Origin of the sequence: Aeromonas sp. SE22, from assembly GCF_038739755.1 — a bacterium.
GTDB lineage: Bacteria > Pseudomonadota > Gammaproteobacteria > Enterobacterales > Aeromonadaceae > Aeromonas > Aeromonas jandaei.
This window is the reverse complement of record NZ_JBCGFD010000003.1, coordinates 387805-413603: the sequence shown is the minus strand read 5'-3', so window position 1 is coordinate 413603 and position 25799 is coordinate 387805. Positions and strand designations below refer to the sequence as shown.

The window sequence follows — 25799 nt, the reverse complement described above, 5'->3', positions numbered from 1 at the left end:
TTTAACGTGCCCTAACATCAGATAATGTTGCGGCCTTCAAACCGGATACCCGACCTTCGATGACTGAATACCTGCTTTTATTGATCGGCACAGTGCTGGTTAACAACTTCGTGCTGGTGAAATTCCTCGGCCTCTGCCCCTTTATGGGGGTCTCGGGCAAGCTGGAAACCGCTATCGGCATGGGGCTCGCCACCACCTTCGTGATGACCCTGGCCAGTGCCTGCTCCTATCTGGTGGAGCACTACATTCTGGTGCCGCTGGAGATCGCCTATCTGCGCACCCTCGCCTTTATTCTGGTGATCGCCGTGGTGGTGCAGTTTACCGAGATGGTGGTGCGCAAGAGCAGCCCGACCCTCTACCGCCTGCTGGGGATCTTCCTGCCCCTCATCACCACCAACTGCGCGGTGCTCGGGGTGGCGCTGCTGAGCATCAACGAGCGTCATGACTTCGTGCAGAGCGTGATCTACGGCTTTGGTGCCGCCACCGGCTTCTCGCTGGTGCTGATCCTGTTTGCCGCCATGCGCGAGCGTCTGGTCGCCGCCGATGTGCCCGCGCCGTTTCGCGGGGTCTCCATTGCCATGATCACTGCCGGTCTGATGTCTCTGGCCTTTATGGGCTTTACCGGCCTCATCAAGATATAACCATGATCCATATTCTTTTTGCCATTCTGGTGCTGACCCTGCTGGCGCTGGCGTTCGGGATTATCCTGGGCTTTGCCGCCGTCAAGTTTCATGTGGAAGCAGACCCCATCGTCGATCAACTCGATGCCCTGCTGCCCCAGACCCAGTGTGGCCAGTGCGGCTATCCCGGCTGCAAACCCTACGCCGAGGCGGTTGCCAACGGCGATCAGATCAACAAGTGCGTACCCGGTGGCGAAGCCACCATGCGCAAGATTGCCGACCTGATGGGGGTCGAACCCCAGCCGCTGGGCGGCAGCGACGAGGCCGCAGTGCCGGTCAAGAAGGTCGCCTTTATCCACGAAGATCAGTGCATCGGCTGCACCAAGTGCATTCAGGCCTGCCCGGTGGACGCCATCGTCGGCGCCACCAAGGCGATGCATACCGTGATTGCCAGCGAGTGCACCGGTTGCGATCTCTGTGTCGATCCCTGCCCGACCGACTGCATCGAGATGATCCCGGTGCCCACCACGGTCGATAACTGGAAGTGGGATCTCAATAACGTGCAGGTTCCGGGCAAGATTCCGGTCAGGTTGGTGGAGTAACCATGCAGTCTTTACTTGAACGCATCAAAGCCGGGAATATCTGGGACTTTCACGGTGGTATTCACCCCGCCGACAACAAACTGCAATCGAGCCAGAGCCCGGTCGAGCAAGCCGGTCTGCCGCCACGCCTGATCATTCCGGTGCGCCAGCACGCAGGCGCTGCTGGCGACCTGCTGGTGCAGGTGGGTGACAAGGTCAAGAAGGGTCAGCCGCTGACCCGTTATGCCAGAGGGCGGGTGGTGCCGGTGCACGCCTCCACCTCGGGCACCATCACCGAGATTGCCAACCACACGGTCGCTCACCCTTCGGGGCTTGACGATCTCTGCGTCATCCTCACCCCCGATGGCGAGGATGAGTGGGGCGAGCTCGATGGCAAACCCGATTACTGGAATCTGGAGCGGGGCGAGCTGCTCGAGCGCATCCAGCAGGCGGGCATTGCCGGTCTTGGCGGCGCCGTCTTCCCCACCCATAGCAAGCTCGACGGCCGCGGCCAGCTCACCGAGATCCTGATCGTCAACGGGCTGGAGTGCGAACCCTATATCACCACCGACGATCGGCTGATGCAGCAATACGCCGACGAGATCATGGATGGCATTCGGGTGCTCAAGCACCTGCTCAAACCGAAACTCACCCTGATCGGGGTGGAAGATAACAAGCCCGAGGCGATCACCGAGCTGACCCGTCACGCCACCGACGAAGATGTGCTGGTCAAGACAGTGCCGACCAAGTACCCCTCGGGCGGTGCCAAGCAAACCATCGAGCTGCTGACCGGCCGTCAGGTGCCCAAAGGCGGCCGCGCGGTCGATATCGGCATCATGGTGCTCAACGTCGCCACCGTGTTTGCCATCAAGCGCGCCATTATCGACGGCGAGCCGCTGATCGAGCGGATCGTTACCCTCACCGGCGACAGCTTCAAGAAACCCGGCAACGCCTGGGTGCGCCTCGGTACACCAGTGCGCTGGCTGCTGCAGCGTTTCGAGCTGCAACCGGAAGCGGATCAGCGGGTGATCATGGGGGGCCCCATGATGGGCTTTACCCTGCCCCACGCCATGGTGCCGGTGGTCAAGGCGACCAACTGCCTGCTGGCGCCGACGCAAGCCGAACTACCCGCTCCCGGCCCGGAGCAGGCCTGCATCCGTTGCAGCGCCTGCGCCGATGCCTGCCCGGCCAGCCTGCTGCCGCAAGAGCTCTACTGGTACAGCAAGGCCAAGGAGTATGACAAGGCCGAGAAGCTCAACCTGATGGACTGCATCGAGTGCGGCGCCTGCGCCTGGGTCTGCCCGAGCGAGATCCCGCTGGTGCAGTACTACAAGATCGCCAAGGATGACATTCGCGAGGCCCGCGCCGAGGCCGAGAAAGCCGAGCGCGCCAAGCAGCGTTTCGAGGCCAAGCAGGCCCGCTTCGAGCGGGAGAAAGCGGCCCGCGAAGCGCGCCACGCCGAAGCCGCCGCCCAGCGCCGGCAGGCGATGACTGCCGCTGGCGGGGAAGATCCCGTTGCCGCCGCGCTGGCCCGTATCAAGGCCAAGCAGGATGCGCCCATCACCGCTATTGCAGCCACCTCAGAGGGCGTGCCCGACAACAGCGCGGTGATCGCTGCCCGCGAAGCGCGCAAACGGGAAGCGGAAGCGCGCCGCGCTGCCAAGCTGGCGGAGAGCGCAAACAGCGAAACAGCTGCTGCGCCGCAATCCGCCGAGACAGTTGACCCCGCCAGCGATCCCAAAAAAGCGGCCATCGCCGCGGCTCTTGCTCGTGCCAAAGCCAAAAAGGCGGCTCAGGCTGGCGATGCTCCTGCTACAGATAGCGCGGCCGAGAGCCAGCCTGCAGCAGACGCCGACCCGAAAAAGGCAGAGTCCGATCCGAAAAAGGCGGCGATTGCCGCCGCCATTGCCCGTGCCAAAGCCAAAAAGGCTGAGGCGAATGGCGAACCGGCAAGCGCAGATCACAGCGCGGCAGCTGACGCAGGCACACAAGGCGATGCGCCATCTGCTGCCAACGAAGCGGTCGATCCCAAAAAAGCTGCTATTGCTGCTGCCATTGCCCGGGCCAAGGCCAAAAAGGCAGCCCAGCAGGGCAACAGCGCTGAGGGCGATCTGACTGCAACCGCAGGCACCAGAGAAACGGCTGCAACCCAAAGCGATGCGCCATCTGCGGCCAGCGAAGCAGTTGACCCCAAGAAAGCCGCTATCGCCGCGGCCATTGCCCGGGCCAAGGCCAAGAAGGCCGCCCAGCTGGGTGACAGCGCTGAGGGCGATCTGACTGCCACCGCAGGCACCCACGAAACGGCTGCAACCCAAAGCGATGCACCATCTGCGGGCAGCGAAGTGGTCGATCCCAAGAAGGCCGCTATTGCTGCTGCCATTGCCCGCGCCAAAGCCAAGAAGGCGGCCCAGCAGGCAGCGGAACAGGGTGAGCCAATGCAGGCAGCAGAAGGGGCTCGCGGTGAGCAAGCACTCGCCGAGCCGGTGAGCGAGGCCGTGGCCGAACCGGCAGTTGCCGAGGCGAGCGTTGACCCGAAGAAGGCAGCCATCGCCGCTGCCGTCGCCCGCGCCAAGGCGAAAAAACTGGCTGCTGAAGCGGCCAGGGCCAGTGGGGCCACCCCGGATGAGGGATCATCATCCGACGCCGAGCCGCGCTGATGCTCGCTGGCCCATCGTTAAACAACGAGGTAATGCACTAATCCATGTTCAATATCGCGACTGCGCCGTTTGCCCATAACCGCAAACAGACCCGAACCCTGATGCTGCTGGTGATCCTGGCCTGTGTGCCGGGCTTGCTGGCCCAGACCTGGTTCTTCGGCTGGGGCTCCTTTATCCAGATCCTGATTGCGCTGGTAACCGCGCTGGTGAGTGAAGCGCTGGTGCTCAAGCTGCGGGGCCGCCCCGTCAAACCGGCCCTGATGGATGGCAGCGCCGCCCTCACCGCCGTGCTGATCGGCCTCTCCCTGCCGCCGCTGTTGCCGTGGTGGATGATGGTAGTGGGCACTGCCTTCGCCATCATCATCGCCAAGCAGCTCTACGGTGGGCTGGGCCAGAATCTGTTCAACCCGGCCATGGTGGCCTACGTGCTGCTGCTGGTCTCCTTCCCGGTGCAGATGACCAGCTGGCTGCCGCCGGAGAGCGTGCGCGCCTACAGCCTCGGCTTTGGCGATGCGGCGTCAGTCATCTTCACCGGCTTTAGCCTCGACGGCTACAGCATGGCCCAGCTCAAGCAGGGGGTGGATGGGCTGACCATGGCGACCCCGCTCGATACCCTGAAAACCGGCCTGACTCAGGGGCTCACCACCGGCGAGATCCTGAGCGGCCCGCTGTTTGAGGGTTGGGGCGGCATCGGCTGGAGTTGGGTCAACCTCGGCTATCTGCTGGGCGGCCTGTTCCTGCTGCAACAGAAGGTGATCAACTGGCGCATTCCGACCGCCATTCTGGGCTCCCTGCTGGCGGCAGCGACCCTCGGCTACCTGATGAGCCCGGATGCCACCGCCACGCCGATGTTCCATCTCTTTAGCGGCGCCACCATGCTGGGGGCCTTCTTTATCGCCACCGACCCGGTCAGTGCCTGCACCACACCGCGCGGTCGGCTGGTCTATGGCATGCTGATCGGGGTGCTGGTCTACATCATTCGCCGCTTTGGCGGCTACCCGGATGCCTTCGCCTTTGCCGTGCTGCTGGCCAACCTTTGTGTGCCGTTTATCGACAGCTTGACTCGCCCGAAAGTGTATGGAGCCCGTCGCCAATGATGTTTCTGCCCTCTTTCCCCATCACAGCTGACGGAGCCCGGACATGTTAAAGAGCATGCGCAAGAATGGCCTGATCCTGGCCATGTTCGCGCTGGGCTGCACCGCACTGGTGGTGCTGACCAACGAGTTGACCAAGGACAAGATCGCCCACCAGCAGCAGCTGGAGAAGTTGCAGACGCTGGAAGCACTGCTGCCTGCCGGCAGCTATGACAACGATCTGGTGACCAGCTGCAAGCTGGTGACCAGCAGGAAGTATCTGGGCAGCGATCAGCCGCAGGCCCTCTACACCGCCAGCAAGAATGGCGTGGTGACCGGCTATGCACTGGAGGCCATCGCGCCGGACGGCTACAGCGGTGCCATCCGCATCGTGGCGGGCTTTGATGCTAAGGGCACCGTCAGCGCGGTGCGAGTGCTCGCTCACAAAGAGACCCCCGGTCTTGGTGACAAGATTGAGCTGAAAAAATCTAACTGGATCAACAGCTTTACCGGCAAATCCCTGACCGCCGACAATGAATCGGAGTGGGCAGTGAAGAAGGATGGCGGCGAGTTCGATGCCTTTACCGGTGCCACCATCACTCCCCGTGCCGTGGTCAAGGCGGTGAAAAACCTGCTGAAACTGCAGCACGAGCACCCGGAACTGCTCAGCAACGCCCCGGCTTGTCCGGCCGCACAATAAACCGGAGTCGACCCCGTCATGACACAGATGGAACAGATTGAAACGGGCAGCGCCCCGATCGCCGAGCTGGAAAGCCGCAAGGGCGAGCTCAAGGAGCTGATGGTACAGGGGCTGTGGAAGAACAACCCCTCGCTGGTACAGGTGCTGGGTCTGTGCCCTACCCTCGCCGTCTCCTCCACCTTTACCAATGCGCTGGGGCTCGGCCTTGCCACCATGGCGGTGCTGGTCTGCTCCAACCTCGCCATCTCGCTGGTGCGCAACTGGGTGCCGAAGGACATCCGCATTCCGGTCTACGTGATGATCATCGCCTCGCTGGTGACCAGCGTGCAGTTGCTGATGAACGCCTACACCTATGGCCTCTATCAGGCGCTCGGCATCTTTATCGCCCTCATCGTCACCAACTGCATCATCATCGGCCGCGCCGAGGCGTATGCCTCCAAGAACCCGCCGCTGCTGGCGGCCCTCGACGGTCTGATGATGGGGCTGGGCTTTACTCTGGTGCTGCTGGTGCTTGGCACCATGCGCGAAATCATCGGCATGGGCACCCTGTTTGATGGCGCCGATCTGCTGCTGGGCGAGTGGGCCAAGTCCCTGCGCATCGAGCTGTTCCACGCCGATGCCAGCCTGCTGCTGGCCATTCTGCCACCGGGCGGCTTTATCGGGCTGGGGCTGCTGATCGCCGCCAAGAACGCCATCAACGAGTGGCGTGACCGCAAGCAGGCGACCACAGTGGCTCACTGCAATGTGCCCCCCGTCCGTGCCCGGGCGACCCAGCTATGACACCACGCGAGGCTGCATGAACAACCAGAAACGCAGAGAGATACTGGAGCGACTGCGGGAGCACAATCCCCACCCCACCACCGAGCTCAACTTCAACTCGCCGTTCGAGCTCTTGATCGCCGTGCTGCTCTCGGCGCAGGCAACCGATGTCAGCGTCAACAAGGCGACCGACAAGCTCTATCCGGTGGCCAACACCCCGCAGGCGATGCTGGATCTCGGGGTGGAGGGGCTCAAGGAGTACATCAAGACCATTGGCCTCTTCAACACCAAGGCCGAGAACGTCATCAAGACCTGCGCCATCCTGCTGGAGCGCCATGGCGGCGAGGTGCCGGAGAATCGCGAAGCGCTGGAAGCCCTGCCGGGCGTCGGCCGCAAGACCGCCAACGTGGTGCTCAACACCGCCTTTGGCTGGCCCACCATCGCCGTCGATACCCATATCTTCCGGGTATCGAACCGCACCGGTTTTGCGGTAGGCAAGAATGTGGATCAGGTGGAGGAGAAGCTGCTCAAAGTGGTGCCCGCCGAATTCAAGCTGGATGTCCACCACTGGCTCATCCTGCACGGGCGTTACACCTGTCTGGCTCGCAAGCCCCGCTGTGGTTCCTGTATCATCGAGGACTTGTGCGAGTACAAAGAGAAGGTCTATCCCGAAAGCTGATAGCCTCGCAACCGAGATTGAAAGCAGTACACATCACCAACCCGGAGAACTGAGCAATGAGAATTCTGCATACCATGCTGCGTGTCGGCGATCTGCAACGCTCCATCGACTTCTACACCCGCGTCCTTGGCATGAAGCTGCTGCGCAAGAGCGAGAACAGCGAGTACAAGTACACCCTGGCCTTCGTCGGCTACGGTGACGAGAAAGATGAAGCGGTGATTGAGCTGACCTACAACTGGGGGGTGAGCGAGTACGAACTGGGCTCCGCCTACGGCCATATCGCGCTGGAAGCGGACGACATCTACGCCACCTGCGAAGCGCTGCGCGCCGCCGGTGCCAAGATCACCCGCGAGCCGGGCCCGGTCAAGGGCGGCACCACCGTGATCGCCTTCGTCGAAGATCCGGACGGTTACAAGATTGAACTGATCGCCAAGAAAGATGCCGGCACCGGCCTTGGCGACAGCTTCTAAGCGGCCCGGGTAAAAACGCCCGATGGCAGGATCAAAAAAGAGCGCGCTGGCGCTCTTTTTTATGCTTGTCTGCTTGGGCTGCCGGGCTAGATCTCGCCGTTGCGCCCCATGCTGATAACCACCCGCCGGTTCTTGGCACGCCCCTGCTCGGTTTCGTTGGAGGCAACGTGCTGCTTCTCGCCATGCCCCTCCACCGAGATCTTGCCGGGATCGAGCCCCAGATCGACGAACACCTTTTTGATGGCATCAGCCCGCTTTTCCGAGAGTTTCTGGTTGGTCCAGCGCCCACCGTAGCTGTCGCTGTAAGCGTCGATCACCACCACATCGATGCTCTTGTCCGCCTTGATATATTCGCCGATCATCGCCAGCCGTCGTTTGGATGAGATGGATAGCTGATCGCTGTTCTTGTCGTAGGTGAGCACGCTAAAGGCGATATCGTTGAAGCTGTAGGGCAGCAGCCCGCTCTGACAGTCAAGGAACGCCTGATATTTAACCCGGAAGTTGACCGACGAGAGCGACACCCGCACCGGCCGGTTCTGGCGATACCAGTCCCGGTACTGGAAAGTGGGCATGTTGCCCCCCTCCAGCTCGTCGAGCATGGTCCAGGCGGTCTGTCCCTCAACCAGTCCATCAAACTGCTGATAGAAGTGGAGCTGGCTCACTTCCCGTCCGGCGATGCCGGGACGCCATACCGGCGGCATGATGCCAAGGCTCACCGTCTCGGTTCTGGCCTGTGGCCGTTTGCCCTTGAGCTCGAAATCGAGATTGATCTTGCGCCCGGCGCGGCTGACAAAGGCCCCCGAGCCCCAGTTCGGGATCGGGTGCTCGAGGCGGCACTCTATCTGGGTATCGGAGGTCAAACGCCAGACGGATTGATCCAGACCGGCACCGAATTCGGTCACCCCAGCCTGTACCTGCATACTCACCGATATGCTGATCAACCCCAACTTCCAAGCGTCCAACGGCTTGTCCTCCACACGATCTCATATGGAGTATCGGCCGCGGACAGGCAACCTTTAGCGGCAAAACTGCAAAGGGCTGCCGCTGGCGGCAACCCCTTGCCTCTGTTGAAAAAAATCGGGATAGCAGTGGCAATCGCAGCATCTGATGCGCGCCAACGGCGGCGGATCTCGCTACAGTAGAGCCAGAGTGACAGGATGTCGCCGTGCAGGAGCAAGACGCATGTTCAGACCCTTCCCGACCTTGTGGCCCCTTATGCTGGCCATGCTCGGCAACGCCGCCCAGAGCGCAACCCAGGATGAAGAGTGGGCGCAAGAGCGCGCCAATGCCGTGCTCTCCCTGATGAGCTTTACCGTGGTGCCGGATATCACCGCCAGCGATCTCTCCCTCGGCAGCGGCAGTGGCCAGTCGGCCGCCCTCAGCATGGCCCAGCTGGGCGGTGGCGCGACCATGAGCGAATCGTTCCCTATCTATCTGGAAGGAGCCCTCGGCTTTAGCCGCTACGATCCCCAGTTTGTCATGAGCAACGGCAGCGAGAGCCGCACCATCCCCACCCACTGGAACAGTGCCACCGCCTCGGGCGGCGTTGGCTGGGATATCTCCCTGCACAGGGATAAACAGGGCGGCCACTGGGTACTGCGCCCCATCGCCAATGTCTCGCTGGGCACCATGGCCAGCGATATTCGCATCGGCAACTGGCTGCTCGATCGTACCAAAGGCTACTCCCTCGACTTTCTCGAGAACGGCCAGCTCAATATGTACGGGCTGGGTGGCTCGCTGATGGTCGATTACGAGCTCTTCTCCAAAACTCAGGATATCGATGCCGAGCTGCGTTACTCCTACCAGCACCTGCAGAGCTTCGGCAATACCTCGGAGAGTGTGCGTGGCAGCGCCGAGGCGGAGAACCTCGGCCTCTATCTGCGCCGCCGGGCGCCGCTGTTTGACTGGACCCTGCTCGATCGCCCGCTGCGCTATGTGATGGAGGGGGCGCGCACCGAATACCTCGGCGAGCAGCGTGGCCTGCTCGGCTTCAATGCCCTCAACTCGCTGGGGCTCGGCCTTGAGATAGACAGCAGCAAGTACCACATCATCGTCAGCCGCACCCGACTGGTCGCCCGCTATATGTTCAGCAACAACACCCGCGGTTATTCGGTCGGACTGGCCATGAGCTTCTGAGCTGAGCGGGATATGCGTGGGATAAAAGAGAGATCGGGCAGCCTTTTCCGGGCGGGTTCCCGGCCATATGTACCGCCAGTGGCGCTATTTGGGATGTGGCAACCACCCGGATGACGCCGAATTAATAAAGTAAAGTGTTTATTAATTCCGCGCTATTCAGCCTGCAAGGGAGCGACCCAAAGAGCAAAGCGGCCTTCATCCGCTCGAAAGGGCTGACAAACCTCCCCTCCGATCTGATGACAAAGGGTGATCGGGCCACAAAATGCCCCTTTTCACTCTCTCTGTTGCCGCCAATAAAAACGCCAGCCTTGCGGCTGGCGTTCTCATGCAGGTTGAAGCGACTTATTTCAGATCGAAACGGTCGTTGTTCATCACCTTGACCCAGGCCTTGACGAAGTCGCGGACGAACTTCTCCTTGCCATCTTGCTGGGCATAGACCTCGGCGTAGGCACGCAGTACCGAGTTGGAGCCAAACACCAGATCAACCCGGGTGGCAGTCCACTTCACCGCGCCGCTCTGACGATCTACGATCTGGTAGCTGTTGCGGCCAGTCGGCTGCCAGCTATAGGCCATGTCGGTCAGGTTGACGAAGAAGTCGTTGCTGAGCACCCCGACCCGGTCGGTAAAGACACCGTGGGCCGACCCGCCGTGGTTGGTGCCAAGCACCCGCAACCCGCCGACCAGCACTGTCATCTCGCGGGCGGTAAGCCCCAGCAACTGGGCACGGTCGAGCAGCATCTCCTCCGGCTGCACCTTGTAGTGCCCCTTCTGCCAGTTGCGGAAACCATCGTGCACTGGCTCGAGGAAGGCGAACGACTCGGCATCGGTCTGCTCGGCGCTGGCATCGCCGCGGCCCGGCGCAAAGGGGACGACGATATCAACGCCGGCCAGCTTGGCCGCCTGCTCCACCGCCGCGCTGCCGCCCAGCACAATCAGGTCGGCAATGCTGACCGGCTTGCTCAGGGTGGCCTGCAGGGCGATCAGGGCGTTGAGCACCTTCTCGAGGCGAGCCGGTTCGTTGCCTTCCCACTCTTTCATCGGCGCGAGGCGAATGCGGGCACCGTTGGCACCGCCACGATAATCGGAGCCGCGGAAGGTGCGGGCGCTGTCCCACGCGGTAGCGATCAAATCGGCTGGCGCCACGCCGCAGGTCAGCAGCTTGGCCTTGAGCTCGCTCACTTCCTTGTCGGAGAGCTGGTAATCCACCGCCGGAACCGGATCCTGCCATACCATGACTTCGCCTGGCACTTCCGGCCCCAGATAGCGGCTGCGCGGCCCCATGTCGCGGTGGGTCAGCTTGAACCAGGCGCGGGCAAAGGCGTCGGAGAAGAGCGCTTGATCCGCGGCAAAGCGCTCGGAGATCTCCCGATAGACGGGGTCAAAACGCAGCGCCATGTCCGCATCGGTCATGATGGGATTGCAGCGGATGGAGGGGTCTTCCACGTCCACCGGGCGATCTTCCTCCTTGATGGCGACGGGCTCCCACTGCCAGGCACCGGCCGGGCTCTTCTTGAGCCACCAGTCGTGGCCCAGCAGCATCTTGAAGTAGCCGTTGTCCCAGCGGGTCGGGTTGCTGGTCCAGGCCCCTTCAAGGCCGCTGGTCACCGTATCGCGGCCGATACCGCGGCTCTCGTGGTTGATCCAGCCCAGTCCCTGCTCGTGCACATCGGCCCCTTCCGGGGCTGGCCCCAGTTTGGCTGCGCTACCGTTGCCGTGAGCCTTGCCGACGGTGTGACCACCGGCGGTCAGGGCGACGGTCTCTTCGTCATTCATCCCCATGCGGGCAAAGGTGACGCGCATGTCGTGGGCGGTTTTCAGGGGATCCGGGTTGCCATCCACCCCTTCCGGGTTGACGTAAATCAGCCCCATCATCACCGCCGCCAGCGGGTTCTCCAGATCCCGTTCGCCACTGTAACGGCTCCCTTCACTGCCGCTCGGTGCCAGCCACTCCTTCTCGGAACCCCAATAGACATCTTTTTCCGGATGCCAGATGTCCTCGCGGCCACCGGCAAAGCCGAAGGTCTTGAGCCCCATGGATTCATAGGCGACGTTGCCCGCCAGGATCATCAGGTCAGCCCAGGAGATCTTGTTGCCGTACTTCTGTTTGATCGGCCACAGCAGACGGCGGGCCTTGTCGAGGTTGCCGTTGTCTGGCCAGCTGTTGAGGGGGGCGAAGCGCTGGTTGCCGGTGTTGGCACCGCCGCGGCCGTCGGTAGCGCGATAGCTGCCGGCGGAGTGCCAGGCCATGCGGATCATCAGGCCGCCGTAGTGGCCCCAGTCGGCCGGCCACCAGGGCTGGCTGTCGGTCATCAGGGCATGCAGATCGGCCTTGAGGGCATCGTAATCGAGGCTGTTGAAGGCGTCGGCATAATCGAAAGTCTCATCCATCGGATTGGTCTTGCGGTCATGCTGATGCAGGATATCGAGGTTGAGGGCATTGGGCCACCAGACTTGATGCTCCTGGCTGGCAGAGGTATTGGCACCGTGGGCAAAGGGGCACTGACCGGCCCCGCTAGCGTGTTTGTCCATCTTCAGATCCTCATTGTGGTCATAATGACGGCGAAACCCTTCGCTTCGCAGTTGAGACTAGCCTACCCCCCACCACCCACTTAAAAAACCGAATAAAAAAGTTCAATTCAATCTGGTTTTACGATTGAACTATCTCGTCACCGGGTAACAAACAGAACAATGCAGGCGCGGGCAGAGTAGTAGCGTCATAGATCACACAAGCTTGTTGAACCCACTGTTAACATGTGGCCATTACACACCAGCCGACAGCGTTGAAATGGACTTCACACCTGTGAGGCGTCCCGTACCTCATGAGGTGGCCATGCTCAGCAGAGTGGTCCGAAATGCCAATAGATCATCACGCGGCAAGCTGAAGAGCGGTAAACAGCGAAAACAACAAGGGCGGCCAATTGGCCGCCCTTGTTGTGTTTCTTAGCGAATGGTCGCCATCTGCCGCACGCAGCGCTGCTCCCTGTCATCCACCCGCTTGGCAAACCAGGCGGTGGTGAGGTTGCGGGTGATCTTGGGGCTTTTCAGCTGAATGCCCGGCAGGATGGCGCGGGGCAACCGCTTGCCCGCTTTCTGGTCTGCCAGCGTGAACACGCGATGATAGAGGTCGCTCTGGCCAAATTCGGCAGTATCGCCGAGTTTGAGGCTCTGATGGATCGCCTGCTGACTCATGTTGATCCGGCTGGCGATGGTATAGACCGCGAGTTCCGTCTTGCCCGGCAGGTCGGAGTCATAGCGGATCAGATCGCCATCCAAAGCCAACGTGGTACCGCTCAAACGGCTGACAGCGGCCTGAAAGGCGGCGTTGCGACTGGCATACCAGCCGGCGTTGAAGTCGGCGAAACGGTAGAGGGTATCGGGATACTCCGCTTCATAGCCGAAGATATGTTTGGTACCAAACCAGATACCACCGCGACGGGTAAAGACTTCGTGGCGGATGGACTCCTTGACCGGATAGGGATAACCACGGGTATTGGCCTCGGCAAAGGCGATGCTCACCTGCATCGGGCCGCCGGTATGGACCGGGTTCATGTTGCCAAACAGGGTCTTGCCCATCGGCAGCATGCTGATCATGTCCTCGAAAATTTCGCTCATCTCCCGCTCGGTGCGAAGCGCATCGATGCGCTCGGCATAGCTCTTGCCGGTCGGCGAGTTGATGGAGAGCGCGGCCCGCACCATAAACTCGGGGATCAGCAGCTTGGCCGCCCGCGAGTTGATCTCCTTCCAGGCGATCTTGCCAAGGCCCGGCACCACGGGGTCGGCCTGATAGGTCGCCTCCTGCTCCGCTACCGCCAGCACCGTACAGACGTTGTGATCGTTGACTGTCACCCCCTGGGTAGTGAGCGCCGTCACCACATCGTTGGCCCACCCCTGCTTGTCGACCACATGGCGGGGCAAAAACCTCACGATGCGGCTCTTCATATCCGCCGGCTTGCGCGGCTGCATGGCTGGCGGGGTCGCCTTTTTGGCGGGCACTGTCGCGCCAGTTGTGTCGCCAGGCGCCGGGACAGAAGCGGGATCGCTGGCACAACCGGCCAGCAGCAAGGGGAGCAGCAGCGCCAGCGTACGCATGGCGGGGGAAACAGAAAAGAGAGAGAGCGTCATCGGATATCCGGTACTGAGGCTGGAGGCAAACCCGCCCGGCGGCGGGCGCACACATGATGGCTCATTGTAGAGAATTGATCCACAAGGCTAAAGTCCCATCGCCTCCCCCCTCTCCCTGACCAGACAGGGGTTGCCGCAACAGGAGCGCCCCCATATATGACCCGATAACAGGTATGACCCGATAACAGGTATGGGCTTTTATCGAGAGTTGTTTACATTTAGAATGCCGCCGCCAGGATGCTCACGGTATGGACCCTATGGATACGCTCGCCCATCTCTTTGCTTACGTGCAGCAGTGGCTGCTCACTCCGATCTGGCACTGCCTGACCGGACTGTTTGACTTCAACGGGCGGCTTGGACTCCCCTTTCTGCTGATATCCGGTCTCATTGCCTACCTCCTCTACCGTATGCGCCGGCGCCAGCAAGGCCCCGCAGCGGGCAGTTTCGCCCGGTTTCTCGGTGGCCGTGCTATCTGGCTGCATCCCTCAGCCCTGCTCGATTATCAGTATTATCTGGTGCGCGCCCTGCTCCATGTGGCCCTGATCGTGCCGATCCTGACTCTGCTCAACCCCTGGCTTTTTCAGGCAACGGATATTACCTCCGCGCTCACCCGTCTGTGGGGTGAGCGCCCCTGTCTGGCCGAGGCGAGCTGGCTGATGATGCTTTATGGTCTCGGGGTATTTCTGGTCAGCGATTTCGTCCACTACTGGCTGCACCGTCTCTTTCACAGCCGCTGGCTGTGGGAGTTTCACAAGGTGCACCACAGTGCCACCGTGCTGGTGCCACCGACTGCCAGCCGCATTCATCTGGTGGAAAAGCTCTCAGAAATCCTGCTCAAGGGGAGCGCGCTCGCCCTCTACTCCGGTGCTTTCTACTGGCTGTGCGGCGGCTCCGTGCGCCCCTATACCCTGTTTGGGGTGGGCTATCTGGTGCTGATCTTCAACTCGCTGGCCGCCAATTTGCGCCATAGCCATATCTGGCTGTCGTTTGGCCCGCGGCTGGAGCATATCTTCAACAGCCCGGCCCAGCACCAGATCCACCACAGCCGGGATCCCCGCCACTTCAACCACAACTTCGGTATCAACCTGTCACTGTGGGACTGGTGGTTCGGCACTCTTTACGTCACCAGCCACCAGCCAGAGCCCCTCACCTTCGGGGTCGGCCCGAAAGACAATGTGCGCTACAGCCGCCTGGGCGCGCTGATCCTGCGCCCCTTTCTGGTCACGGCCCGCAAGCTGTGGCATGCCCTGCCCCGTCCTCGCAGCCGTAAGCCGCAGCCTGATTTACGGTAGTTACGCTCTTCGCCCGATAAGTCCGCGCTTCGCAGCACCCAACCCGTCGTTATAAAAAAGCCCCCGCCATTGCTGGCGGGGGCTTGTCACATAGGCGATGCGAGTGTGGCTCGCTCGCAGAGTGTTAGCGGTTGTTCACCCGCTCGTGCAACTCCTGCACCGAGTTGACGCTGGCAGTGGCATCCACGCTGATGGCCATGCAGGTCGCGAATGCCTCGTTCATGGTGGTGGTATACGCCACCTTGTTCTGCAGGGCGGCGCGGCGCAGCTGCTTGGAGTCCTCGATGGCCACCCGCCCTTCGGCGGTGTTGACGATGTAGGTGTACTCGCCATTCTTGATGCGGTCGAGAATGTGCGGGCGACCTTCGTGCACCTTGTTGACCAGACGCGGGTTGATGCTCGCCTCGCCCAGCGCGACAGCAGTGCCGTGGGTGGCGTCGAGCTCGTAACCCAGCTCCAGCAGCTTGGCGGCCAAATCGACCACCTGTGCCTTGTCGCTGTGACGAACAGACAGCAGGGCACGACCCTCTTTCGGTACGGCGTGGTTGGCACCCAGCTGCGCCTTGGCATAGGCCTCGGCAAAGCTGCTGCCCACCCCCATTACCTCACCGGTGGAGCGCATCTCCGGCCCCAGCAGCGGGTCAACCCCCGGGAACTTGGCGAACGGCAGCACCACCTCTTTCACCGAGTAGTAGGGCGGGATGATCTCTTTGGTAAAGCCCTGCTCTTTCAGGCTCTGACCGGCCATCACGCGGGCGGCAATCTTGGCCAGAGGCGCACCGGTCGCCTTGGAGACGAACGGCACGGTACGGGCGGCACGCGGGTTCACCTCGATGAGGTAGATGTCATTGCCCTTGACCGCGAACTGTACGTTCATCAGGCCGATAACGCCGAGCTCCAGCGCCAGCTTGCGCACCTGCTCGCGGATCTCGTCCTGAATCTTTTTGGACAGGGTGTAGGGCGGCAGGGAGCAACCGGAGTCACCGGAGTGAATACCGGCCTGCTCGATGTGCTCCATGATGCCGCCGATGACCACATCGGTGCCGTCGCAGATGGCATCCACGTCCAGCTCGGTCGCATCGTCCAGGAAGCGATCCAGCAGTACCGGCGATTCGTTGGAGACGCTCACCGCCTCGGCGAAGTAGCGACGCAGGTCGGTCTCGTCGTAGACGATCTCCATGGCGCGGCCACCCAGCACGTAGGAGGGGCGAACCACCAGCGGGTAGGTGATGCGCTCGGCCACCACGACCGCCTGCTCCAGCGCGGTGACGGTGCCGTTTTCCGGCTGCTTGAGACCGAGGCGCTCGACGGCAGACTGGAAGCGCTCGCGGTCTTCGGCGCGGTCGATGGCATCCGGGCTGGTACCGATAATCGGCACGCCGTTGGCTTCCAGTGCGCGGGCCAGTTTCAGCGGGGTCTGGCCACCGTACTGGACAATCACGCCCTTGGGTTTCTCGATGCGCACGATTTCCAGCACATCTTCCAGGGTCACCGGCTCGAAGTAGAGGCGATCCGAGGTGTCGTAATCGGTGGAGACGGTCTCCGGGTTGCAGTTGACCATGATGGTCTCGTAACCGTCTTCGCGCAGGGCCAGCGCCGCGTGTACACAGCAGTAGTCAAACTCGATGCCCTGACCGATACGGTTCGGGCCGCCACCGATGACCATGATCTTGTCGCGGTCGGTGGGGTTGGCCTCGCACTCCTCGTCATAGCTGGAGTACATGTAGGCGGTGTTGGTGGCAAACTCGGCGGCGCAGGTATCGACCCGCTTGTAGACCGGGAAGATGTTGTGGCGGGCACGCAGCTTGCGCACTTCCCCTTCGGCCACACCGAGGATCTTGGCCAGACGGGCATCGGCAAAACCCTTGCGCTTGAGGGCGCGCAGGAAGTCGGCATCGAGACCCGCCATGCCGCGCTCTTTCACCTCTTCTTCCAGCTTCACCAGCTCTTCAATCTGCACCAGGAACCAGGGGTCAATCTTGGTCAGCTTGAAGATGCCGTCCATGGAGAGGCCTGCGCGGAAGGCGTCGGCGATGTAGAAGATACGCTCGGCACCGGCATCCTGCAGCTCGTGACGGATGCGGGTCAGGGAGTCCGGGGCGTTCAGATCCACCATGGGGTCGAAGCCCGCCTTGCCGGTCTCGAGACCGCGCAGAGCCTTGTGCAGGGACTCCTGGAAGTTGCGGCCGATGGCCATCACTTCACCAACCGACTTCATCTGGGTCGTCAGACGGTCGTTGGCACCGGCGAACTTCTCGAAGTTGAAGCGTGGCACCTTGGTCACCACGTAGTCGATGGCCGGCTCGAAGGAGGCCGGAGTACGACCGCCGGTGATGTCGTTCATCAGCTCGTCCAGGGTGTAACCGATGGCGAGCTTGGCGGCAATTTTGGCGATGGGGAAACCGGTCGCCTTGGAGGCCAGCGCGGAGGAGCGCGACACCCGCGGGTTCATCTCGATGATGACCATGCGGCCATCTTTCGGGTTGATACCGAACTGGACGTTGGAGCCGCCGGTCTCGACGCCGATCTCGCGCAGCACCGCCATGGAGGCGTTGCGCATCAGCTGGTACTCCTTGTCGGTCAGCGTCTGGGCTGGCGCGACCGTGATGGAATCACCGGTGTGGATACCCATGGGGTCGAAGTTTTCGATGGCGCAGACGATGATGCAGTTGTCGTTGCGATCCCGCACCACCTCCATCTCGTACTCTTTCCAGCCAATCAGCGACTCGTCGATGAGCAGCTCTTTGGTCGGAGAGAGATCCAGACCGCGCTCGCAGATCTCGACGAACTCTTCGGTGTTGTAGGCGATGCCGCCGCCGGAGCCGCCCATGGTGAAGGAGGGGCGGATGATGCAGGGGAAGCCGACCATCTGCTGCACGCCCCACGCCTCTTCCATGTTGTGGGCGATGCCGGCACGCGGGCACTCGAGGCCAATGCTGCGCATTGCCTTGTCAAAGCGGGAGCGGTCTTCAGCCTTGTCGATGGCATCAGCGGTGGCACCGATCATCTCGACACCGAACTCGGCCAGCACGCCATGCTTCTCCAGCGCCAGTGCGCAGTTGAGCGCAGTCTGGCCGCCCATGGTGGGCAGGATGGCGTCCGGGCGCTCTTTCTTGATGATTTCGCGTACCACTTCCCAGGTGATGGGCTCGATGTAGGTGGCGTCCGCCATCTCCGGGTCGGTCATGATGGTGGCCGGGTTGGAGTTGACCAGAATGACGCGGTAACCCTCCTCGCGCAGGGCTTTGCACGCCTGGGCGCCGGAGTAGTCAAATTCGCAGGCCTGGCCGATGACGATGGGGCCGGCGCCGAGGATCAGGATGCTCTGAAGGTCGTTACGTTTTGGCATGAAACTCTTTCCTCTATTCCTTAGGCGCGATACTGCTTAATCAATTCAATAAAGTGGTCAAAGAGACCGGCACAATCGTGCGGGCCCGGGCTCGCCTCGGGGTGACCCTGGAAGCTGAAGGCCGGACGGTCGGTGCGATGGATGCCTTGCAGCGACCCGTCGAACAGTGAAACGTGGGTGGCGCGCAGGCAATCCGGCAGGCTGTTCTCATCTACCGCAAAACCGTGGTTCTGGGCGGTGATCATCACTGTGTTGTCATCGAGGCTCTTGACCGGGTGGTTGGCACCGTGGTGGCCAAACTTCATCTTGACGGTCTTGGCGCCGGAGGCCAGACCCAGCAGCTGGTGGCCCAGACAGATACCGAACACCGGCGTGTTGGTATTAAGGAAGGTCTTGATGGCTTCGATGGCGTAGTCGCACGGCTCGGGGTCGCCGGGGCCGTTGGAGAGGAAGATGCCATCCGGATTCAGCGCCAGTACCTCGGCAGCCGGAGTCTTGGCCGGCACTACGGTCAGGCGGCAGCCACGGTCAACCAGCATCCGCAGGATGTTGCGCTTGACGCCGAAGTCGTAGGCCACCACGTGGTATTTAAGCTGGTCGGCAGCCGGGGTGACGTGCCCCTTGCCAAGCTGCCAGCTGCCTTCGGTCCAGTTGTACGCCTCACCAACCGTCACCTCTTTGGCCAGATCCATCCCCTTCAGACCGGGGAAGGCGCGGGCCTGTTCGAGGGCATAGGCCTCATCAACCTGTTTGCCGGCCAGAATGCAGCCAGCCTGGGCGCCTTTCTCGCGCAGGATGCGGGTCAGTTTGCGGGTGTCGATGTCGGCGATGCCAACGATGTTGTGAGACTTGAGGTATTCGGAGAGGGATTGCTGATTGCGGAAATTGGAGGCAAGTATCGGAAGGTCCCGGATGATCAATCCCTGAGCATGGATTTGACTGGACTCTTCATCTTCGCTGTTGGTGCCGGTGTTGCCTATATGGGGGTAAGTGAGGGTGACTATCTGACGGGAATAAGAGGGATCGGTGAGGATTTCCTGATAGCCCGTCATCGACGTATTGAAAACCACTTCACCAACGGAACATCCCTCGGCGCCTATCGACACGCCTTTGAATACAGTTCCATCTTCCAGCACTAGCAATGCAGTGTGATTCAAGACAACCTCCAGTTATTTAGCTTTAAATTCAGCAATTTACCTGGGTGTTGCGGGCTCGGTTCCGGCCATGGACAGGACTCGAACCCGGCAGATTTCTGGCAAATTGGGCGCATTCTACTTAAAAAAAGTGGCATTTCAACGTCTTTTCTCAGACGGAATGCATCTAAATTCAATAAAAAAGCAACATTACCCATTATCTATGCACTCAATTGCTTTTCAAGCCCCTGCAGCAAAAGAAAATTTGAAACCAGACCAAAAACCCTCACAAACCACGACAAAACAGACGAGACTGAATTTTAATCCCTTTAAAAACAAAGAACTAAAAACACCACAAGAACAACCAAAGTGCAAATTTGTGCCTTTTGCGTGTAGTTTTGTTGACACAAAAAACAGCAAACGTTTTTCTGTGTTTGAATTTTTAGTCTATTTGAAGTGATGTGAAAAAATGGCTGCGGACGCCGTAAACGCATCAAAGATTGTTACCTTGTGATGACATTTCAAGGCAACAAAAGGAGTGGGAAAAATGAAATGACTATTTTTGCCTGACTGAATCAAAAGAAGCATGCTAACCAGCATTTATGTAACTTTTTGCTCAGCAAACAGCAAAAACCCCGGCAAGCCGGGGTTTGGTCAGACAGGATAATCAGACAGAAGAAAGCGGAAGAATCACTTCAGATTGAGCACATCCTGCATATCATAAAGACCGGCGCCCTGCTGGCGCAGCCACTTGCCGGCGCGCACTGCACCGTTGGCAAAGGTAAGGCGGCTGGAGGCCTTGTGGCTGATCTCCACCCGCTCGCCGATGTCAGCAAACATGACGGTGTGCTCACCCACCAGATCGCCGGCGCGGATGGTGGCAAAGCCGATAGTATTGCGGTCCCTCTCGCCGGTGATCCCCTCGCGGCCATAGACGGCGCACTCTTTCAGATCCCGGCCCAGCGTCTTGGCAACCACCTCGCCCATGGAGAGGGCGGTACCGGACGGCGCATCCACCTTGTGGCGATGGTGGCCTTCGATGATCTCGATGTCGGTATAGTCACCCATCACCTTGGCGGCCTGCTCCAGCAGTTTGAACACCAGATTGACCCCGACCGAGTAGTTGGAGGCGAACACGATACCGATCTGCTTGCCTGCCTCTTTAAGGGCTGCCTTACCTGCCTCGTCAAAGCCGGTGGTACCAATCACCATCTGCTTGTTGTGGGCCTGCGCAAAGGCCAGATTGGCCAGGGTCACCTCGGGACGGGTGAAGTCGATGATAAGGTCGAACTGGTCACGCACCTTGTCGAGGCTGTCGCTAATCGCCACACCCAGATGACCCAGCCCGTTGAGATCGCCCGCATCCAGACCGATCACCGCCGACCCCGGCCGCTCCAGCGCAGCGCCAACCACCACCCCTTCGGTGTTGGTGACCGCCTCCAGCAGCACCTTGCCCATACGACCATTACAGCCCATCACGGCCACACGGATCGGATTGTCCATCTCCACCCTCTCATCTCTTTTAATTATGGAAAGAGACCGTTTTACCAGCCTGCGTCTGCTTTGAAAAGCCCGCCGTGCGCCAGCAGACCACTCCGACAAATAGACAGACTTTTCTTTTAAATCCGAATATTTAACGGATTTAATCAGAACAGCCAAATCGACTGACAAAAAACCTTATCCATCTGGACGTCTATCTTGACCGGGCGGGGTTGACTCACTACTGTGGGCCCCCCGATGCGGCAGGATGCCCGCGCTGTTTTCCCCCTATCCCGATCCGATAAAGGCACAAAGCAGTTCACGACAGGAGGTCATTGTTCAATTTCAGAGGAACACATGATCCAGACCCAACCCAGTGCCAGGGCCTTGCTGCCGCTACTGGTCTTTCTCGCACTCTTTATCGGTACCGGTACCTGGCTGACCCTGCAAGGGGTCGAGTTCGCCTTCTATCAACTGCCCGCCCCTGTTGCCGCCCTGCCAGCCGTGATGCTGGCGCTGCTGCTTGGCAAAGAGGGCTTCAACAGCAATCTGGAGACCTTCTTCAAAGGGGTCGGCCATAGCAACATCATGGCGATGTGCCTCATCTATCTGCTGGCGGGCGCCTTTGCCAGCGTGGCCAAGGCCACTGGCGGCGTTGACGCCACCGTGGCGCTCGGTCTGTCGCTTATCCCCGGCTGGGCCCTGCTGCCCGGGCTGTTCCTCATCTCCGCCTTTATTGCCACTGCCATGGGTACCTCCATGGGCACCATAGGTGCCGTGGCGCCGGTGGCCCTCGGCGTGGCGCAGGCTGCCGGTATCGATCCTGTGCTGATGGCAGGCACCATCCTCTCCGGCGCCATGTTTGGCGACAACCTCTCCATCATCTCCGACACCACCATCGCGGCCACCCGCAGTCAGGGATGCGAGATGAAGGACAAGTTCCGCGAGAACTTCAAGATTGCCGCCCCTGCCGCCATTGCGGTGATCCTGCTCTATCTGGCGCTCGGCTCCGTCGGCGCGGCGCCCGCCAAGGCCGGGGCAGTTGACCTGCTCAAGGTGATGCCCTACCTGCTGATCCTCGGTCTGGCGCTCTCTGGCATGAACGTGTTCGTGGTGCTGGGGATCGGCATTGTCGCCGCTGGCGCCGTCGGCATGATCAATGGCTACGCCATCGGCCAGTTCAGCAAGGATATCTATCAGGGCTTTACCGGCATGCAGGAGATCTTCCTGCTCTCCATGCTCATCGGCGGCCTCGGCGCCCTGATGGAGCGTCAGGGTGGACTGGCCTGGATCAGCGATCGCATCGGCGCCCTGATTGCCCGCTTTACCCGCAGCCACCATGGCGAGCAGAACGAGAAAGCGGCCGAGCTCGGCATCGCCGGGGTGGTGAGCCTCACCAACCTCTGCACCGCCAACAATACCGTCGCCATTGTCGTTGCGAGCAAGGTCGCCCGCGATCTGGCCGAGCATCACGGCGTCACCCCGCGCCGCGCCGCCTCCATGCTGGATATCTTCTCCTGCGTGATCCAGGGTCTCATCCCCTGGGGGGCTCAGGCGCTGCTGCTGGGCTCCATCTTCGCCCTGTCGCCGCTGGCGGTAGTGAGCATGAGCTTCTACCCGATGGCGCTGGCACTGGCCGCGCTGGTCGCCGTCTTTGTCAAACACCAGATGCGCCAGCGTTAATCCTGCGGGTACCGGCCCTCGCCGGTACCCGCTTTTCACCCCGTCCCCACGAGAGAATATGTTAAGGTAAGGGCCATGTACGCCCTGCCGTCCATTGCAGTCAGCCCGGAGGTTCCCCATGCAAGAGTCCCAGCCCGAACGTCAATCTCTTCGCCAACTGGTACGTCAACGCAGAAAGAGCCTTAGCCCGCTCGAACAGCAACAGGCAGCCCAACAGCTGCTGGCCCAGTTCAAACAGCACCCCGAGATCCTCGCCGCCAAGCGCATTGCCCTCTATCTGGCCAATGACGGGGAGATCAATCCCCTGCCCGCCATCCACTGGCTGTGGGCCCAGCAGAAAGAGGTCTATCTGCCGGTGCTCCACCCCTTTACCCCCGGTCACCTGCTCTTCTTGCGCTACACCGCCACCAGTCCCATGGTGCGTAATCGCTATGGCATCGAAGAGCCCGAGCTGGATATGCAGCAGGTGGTGCCCCACAGCACGCTCGATCTCATCTGCACCCCGCTGGTCGCTTTCGATGGCGATGGCAATCGCCTCGGTATGGGGGGCGGCTACTACGATCGCACCCTCGCCATCTGGCATGAGCACAGGATGGGCCCCAAGCCGTTGGGGATTGCCCACGACTGTCAACAGGTGGATGCGGTACCGCAGGAAGTGTGGGATGTGCCGCTGCCGCAGATCATCACCCCGAGCCGTTGCTGGCGCTTTGAATAAGCGGTTGCAGGCCACCAACTGGGGGGCTGACTCCCCTTCTGTGCGCGCAAACGCAGAATAAACAGGCAAACGATTTACTTCCTTCTCCTTTTTGCCCCGGAACGTGAGCAACATGGTCGCGACGGGCGATGGGGTTGGATATAATGCGCCCGCTTTTTTCTTAAGGAACGATCATGACTCAAGATGAAATGAAGAAGGCGGCCGGTTGGGCTGCGCTCAAGTATGTGGTTCCCGGCACCATCGTCGGGGTGGGCACCGGCTCTACCGTCAACCACTTTATCGACGCGCTGGCGACCATGAAGGACGAGATCAAGGGAGCGGTATCCAGCTCCGTGGCCTCTACCGAACGCCTCAAGGGCTTCGGCATCACCGTGTATGATCTCAACGAGATCGACGCCCTCTCCGTCTACGTGGATGGCGCCGACGAGATCAACGGCACCCGCGACATGATCAAGGGCGGCGGCGCAGCCCTGACCCGCGAGAAGATTGTCGCCGCCGTGGCCGACAAGTTCATCTGCATCATCGACAACACCAAAACCGTCGACGTGCTGGGCAAGTTCCCGCTGCCGGTCGAAGTGATCCCCATGGCCCGCGAATACGTGGCCCGCGAGATCAAGAAGCTGGGCGGCAATCCGGTGTGGCGTGAAGGTGTGGTCACCGACAACGGCAACCACATCCTGGATGTGAAGGATATGGCCATTACCGACGCCAAAGGGCTGGAAGTGCAGCTCAACGCCATCGTTGGCGTGGTCACCAACGGCCTGTTCGCCCACCGCGGCGCAGACGTGGTGGTGATCGGCACCCCGGAAGGCGTGGTTATCCAGTAATCCCCCTGTGGATGCAAGACGGCGCCTCATGGCGCCGTTTTTATTTATTCCTCAACAAGTTGCAAAGCCCTGTTTACAACAATCGTTGATAACTTCAAAGAATTTGACTTTCGTCACAAATATTCCCTCTCCCAAACGTTTTTGCTACTTTACGGTTTTCTTCGCACACCAAATCTGCACTTACGTTTGCACATACAGAGGGATCGTCATGACCGCCAAGTTTTCATTGGACAAGGATAAAATCAAGGTACTGCTGCTGGAGGGGGTTCACCCCAACACCGTAGAGACCTTTCGTGCCGCAGGTTACACCAGTGTGGAGTATCTCAAGACCTCGCTCTCCGAAGAGGAGCTGATCGAGCAGATCCGTGACGTGCATTTCATCGGGCTGCGCTCGCGCACCCAGATCACCGAGAAGGTGCTCGACGCCGCCAGCAAGCTGGTTGCCATCGGCTGCTTCTGTATCGGTACCAACCAGGTCGAGCTGGAAGCAGCCCAGATCCGCGGCATTCCGGTTTTCAACGCCCCCTTCTCCAACACCCGCTCGGTCGCCGAGCTGGTTCTGGGCGAGATCCTGCTGCTGCTGCGCGGCATCCCCGAGAAGAACGCCAAGTGCCATCGCGGGGTGTGGGAAAAGCTGGCCAACCGCTCGGTGGAAGCGCGCGGCAAGAAGCTCGGCATCATCGGCTACGGCCATATCGGCACCCAGCTTGGCATCATCGCTGAGAGCATCGGCATGAAGGTCTACTACTACGACATCGAGAACAAGCTCTCGCTGGGCAACGCCATTCAGGTGCCGAGCATGGTCGAGCTGCTCAATATGTCTGACGTCATCAGCCTGCACGTGCCGGAAACCGCCTCCACCAAGAACATGATCGGTGCCGAGCAGCTGCGGATGATGAAACCGGGCGCCATCTTCATCAACGCCGCCCGCGGTACCGTGGTGGATATCGACGCGCTGGCTGACGTCATCAAGAGCGGCCATATTGCCGGCGCCGCCATCGACGTCTTCCCGGTCGAGCCCAAGTCCAATGACGAGGAATTCCAAAGCCCGCTGCGTGGCCTGGAGAACGTCATCCTGACCCCGCACATCGGTGGCACCACCCATGAGGCGCAGGAGAACATCGGGCTGGAAGTGGCCAACAAGCTGGTCAAATACTCCGACAACGGCTCCACCCTCTCTGCCGTCAACTTCCCGGAAGTGTCGCTGCCGGGCCACAAGGGATCCAGCCGCCTGCTGCACATTCACCGCAACCAGCCGGGCGTGATGAACCAGATCAACCAGATCTTCGCCGAAGAGGGGATCAACATCGCCGGTCAATACCTGCAGACCAGCAGCCATATCGGCTACGTGGTGATCGACGTGGAGACCGAGCACAGCGAGAAGGCGCTCGCCAAGCTCAAGGAGATCAACGGCACTATCCGTGCCCGGATCCTCCACTGATAGACCCTTATCTGCGCAGAAAAAGCCCGTCGTGATGACGGGCTTTTTTATGATCCGATGCTCAACGCACGTCCGAGCCGTTG

At 60.8% G+C, this 25799-nt stretch carries 21 protein-coding genes; 15 read left to right on the top strand and 6 right to left on the bottom strand.

From position 1 onward, the window contains the following. Positions 1-59 precede the first annotated feature (59 nt). Genes rsxA through gloA form a run of 8 tightly spaced genes read left to right on the top strand, consistent with a single transcriptional unit; the run spans position 60 to position 7539 of the window. Positions 60-641: an electron transport complex subunit RsxA gene (gene rsxA, locus AAHA39_RS08835; RefSeq protein ID WP_042031202.1), complete on the top strand. Its 582-nt coding sequence runs from the start codon at positions 60-62 to the stop codon at positions 639-641. A gap of 2 nt (positions 642-643) precedes the next feature. Next, the gene (rsxB, locus tag AAHA39_RS08830; protein WP_041208548.1) at positions 644-1222 is read left to right on the top strand and encodes an electron transport complex subunit RsxB; all 579 of its coding nucleotides are present in this window, start codon (positions 644-646) and stop codon (positions 1220-1222) included. A gap of 2 nt (positions 1223-1224) precedes the next feature. After that, positions 1225-3858, top strand: a complete 2634-nt coding sequence (gene rsxC / locus AAHA39_RS08825; RefSeq protein ID WP_320656175.1) for an electron transport complex subunit RsxC — start codon at positions 1225-1227, stop codon at positions 3856-3858. 44 nt (positions 3859-3902) lie between these two features. Next, positions 3903-4955 (top strand): electron transport complex subunit RsxD, encoded by a 1053-nt coding sequence (gene rsxD, locus AAHA39_RS08820; RefSeq protein WP_185226907.1) that lies wholly within the window; start codon positions 3903-3905, stop codon positions 4953-4955. A 43-nt stretch (positions 4956-4998) separates the two neighbouring features. After that, on the top strand, positions 4999-5631 hold the full coding sequence (gene rsxG / locus AAHA39_RS08815) for an electron transport complex subunit RsxG (RefSeq protein WP_033113576.1): 633 nt from the start codon (positions 4999-5001) through the stop codon (positions 5629-5631). 18 nt (positions 5632-5649) lie between these two features. Continuing rightward, positions 5650-6411 carry an electron transport complex subunit E gene (locus tag AAHA39_RS08810; RefSeq protein WP_378007165.1) on the top strand — a complete coding sequence of 254 codons (762 nt, stop codon included), beginning with the start codon at positions 5650-5652 and terminating at the stop codon, positions 6409-6411. A gap of 16 nt (positions 6412-6427) precedes the next feature. Further along, entirely contained in the window at positions 6428-7069 is a 642-nt protein-coding gene (nth, locus tag AAHA39_RS08805; protein WP_071911139.1) for an endonuclease III, read from the top strand. A 56-nt stretch (positions 7070-7125) separates the two neighbouring features. Continuing rightward, the gene (gene gloA, locus AAHA39_RS08800; protein WP_005337610.1) at positions 7126-7539 is read left to right on the top strand and encodes a lactoylglutathione lyase; all 414 of its coding nucleotides are present in this window, start codon (positions 7126-7128) and stop codon (positions 7537-7539) included. Between the two features lie 86 nt (positions 7540-7625). On the opposite strand, the gene AAHA39_RS08795 is transcribed toward gloA, so the two are convergent. Next, positions 7626-8501: a flagellar protein MotY gene (locus tag AAHA39_RS08795; RefSeq protein WP_320656176.1), complete on the bottom strand. Its 876-nt coding sequence runs from the start codon at positions 8499-8501 to the stop codon at positions 7626-7628. A 253-nt stretch (positions 8502-8754) separates the two neighbouring features. Between AAHA39_RS08795 and AAHA39_RS08790 the strand changes: the two genes are divergently transcribed. Then, the gene (locus AAHA39_RS08790; protein ID WP_320656199.1) at positions 8755-9675 is read left to right on the top strand and encodes a hypothetical protein; all 921 of its coding nucleotides are present in this window, start codon (positions 8755-8757) and stop codon (positions 9673-9675) included. Positions 9676-10017: 342 nt separating this feature from the next. Here AAHA39_RS08790 and katG read toward each other — a convergent pair whose 3' ends face one another. Together katG and AAHA39_RS08780 are read right to left on the bottom strand one after the other, a co-directional pair. Next, on the bottom strand, positions 10018-12204 hold the full coding sequence (gene katG / locus AAHA39_RS08785; RefSeq protein WP_320656177.1) for a catalase/peroxidase HPI: 2187 nt from the start codon (positions 12202-12204) through the stop codon (positions 10018-10020). A gap of 411 nt (positions 12205-12615) precedes the next feature. Beyond that, the gene (locus tag AAHA39_RS08780; RefSeq protein WP_320656178.1) at positions 12616-13797 is read right to left on the bottom strand and encodes a DUF1615 domain-containing protein; all 1182 of its coding nucleotides are present in this window, start codon (positions 13795-13797) and stop codon (positions 12616-12618) included. Between the two features lie 257 nt (positions 13798-14054). On the opposite strand from AAHA39_RS08780, the gene AAHA39_RS08775 reads away from it, so the two are divergent. Beyond that, positions 14055-15089, top strand: a complete 1035-nt coding sequence (locus tag AAHA39_RS08775) for a sterol desaturase family protein (protein WP_320656200.1) — start codon at positions 14055-14057, stop codon at positions 15087-15089. Positions 15090-15213: 124 nt separating this feature from the next. Here the strand turns inward: AAHA39_RS08775 and carB are convergent, their stop codons facing one another. Beyond that, positions 15214-18438 (bottom strand): carbamoyl-phosphate synthase large subunit, encoded by a 3225-nt coding sequence (carB, locus tag AAHA39_RS08770; protein ID WP_033113583.1) that lies wholly within the window; start codon positions 18436-18438, stop codon positions 15214-15216. A gap of 20 nt (positions 18439-18458) precedes the next feature. Continuing rightward, complete coding sequence (gene carA / locus AAHA39_RS08765) at positions 18459-19595, bottom strand: glutamine-hydrolyzing carbamoyl-phosphate synthase small subunit (protein ID WP_320656179.1); 1137 nt, start codon at positions 19593-19595, stop codon at positions 18459-18461. Positions 19596-19662: 67 nt separating this feature from the next. Between carA and AAHA39_RS08760 the strand changes: the two genes are divergently transcribed. Further along, positions 19663-20031 carry a hypothetical protein gene (locus AAHA39_RS08760; protein ID WP_320656180.1) on the top strand — a complete coding sequence of 123 codons (369 nt, stop codon included), beginning with the start codon at positions 19663-19665 and terminating at the stop codon, positions 20029-20031. Between the two features lie 230 nt (positions 20032-20261). Here AAHA39_RS08760 and dapB read toward each other — a convergent pair whose 3' ends face one another. Continuing rightward, positions 20262-21074 (bottom strand): 4-hydroxy-tetrahydrodipicolinate reductase, encoded by an 813-nt coding sequence (gene dapB, locus AAHA39_RS08755; protein ID WP_320656181.1) that lies wholly within the window; start codon positions 21072-21074, stop codon positions 20262-20264. A 333-nt stretch (positions 21075-21407) separates the two neighbouring features. On the opposite strand from dapB, the gene AAHA39_RS08750 reads away from it, so the two are divergent. The 4 genes from AAHA39_RS08750 (at position 21408) to serA (ending at position 25716) form a co-directional block, all read left to right on the top strand. Beyond that, a complete protein-coding gene (locus AAHA39_RS08750) occupies positions 21408-22733 on the top strand; it encodes a Na+/H+ antiporter NhaC family protein (RefSeq protein ID WP_320656182.1) in 1326 nt (441 codons plus the stop codon). Between the two features lie 118 nt (positions 22734-22851). Continuing rightward, entirely contained in the window at positions 22852-23448 is a 597-nt protein-coding gene (locus AAHA39_RS08745) for a 5-formyltetrahydrofolate cyclo-ligase (protein WP_071911129.1), read from the top strand. Positions 23449-23621: 173 nt separating this feature from the next. Further along, entirely contained in the window at positions 23622-24275 is a 654-nt protein-coding gene (gene rpiA, locus AAHA39_RS08740) for a ribose-5-phosphate isomerase RpiA (protein ID WP_040067849.1), read from the top strand. 208 nt (positions 24276-24483) lie between these two features. Continuing rightward, positions 24484-25716, top strand: coding sequence for a phosphoglycerate dehydrogenase (gene serA / locus AAHA39_RS08735; RefSeq protein WP_033137987.1), 1233 nt, complete (start codon positions 24484-24486; stop codon positions 25714-25716). Positions 25717-25799: the final 83 nt, after the last annotated feature.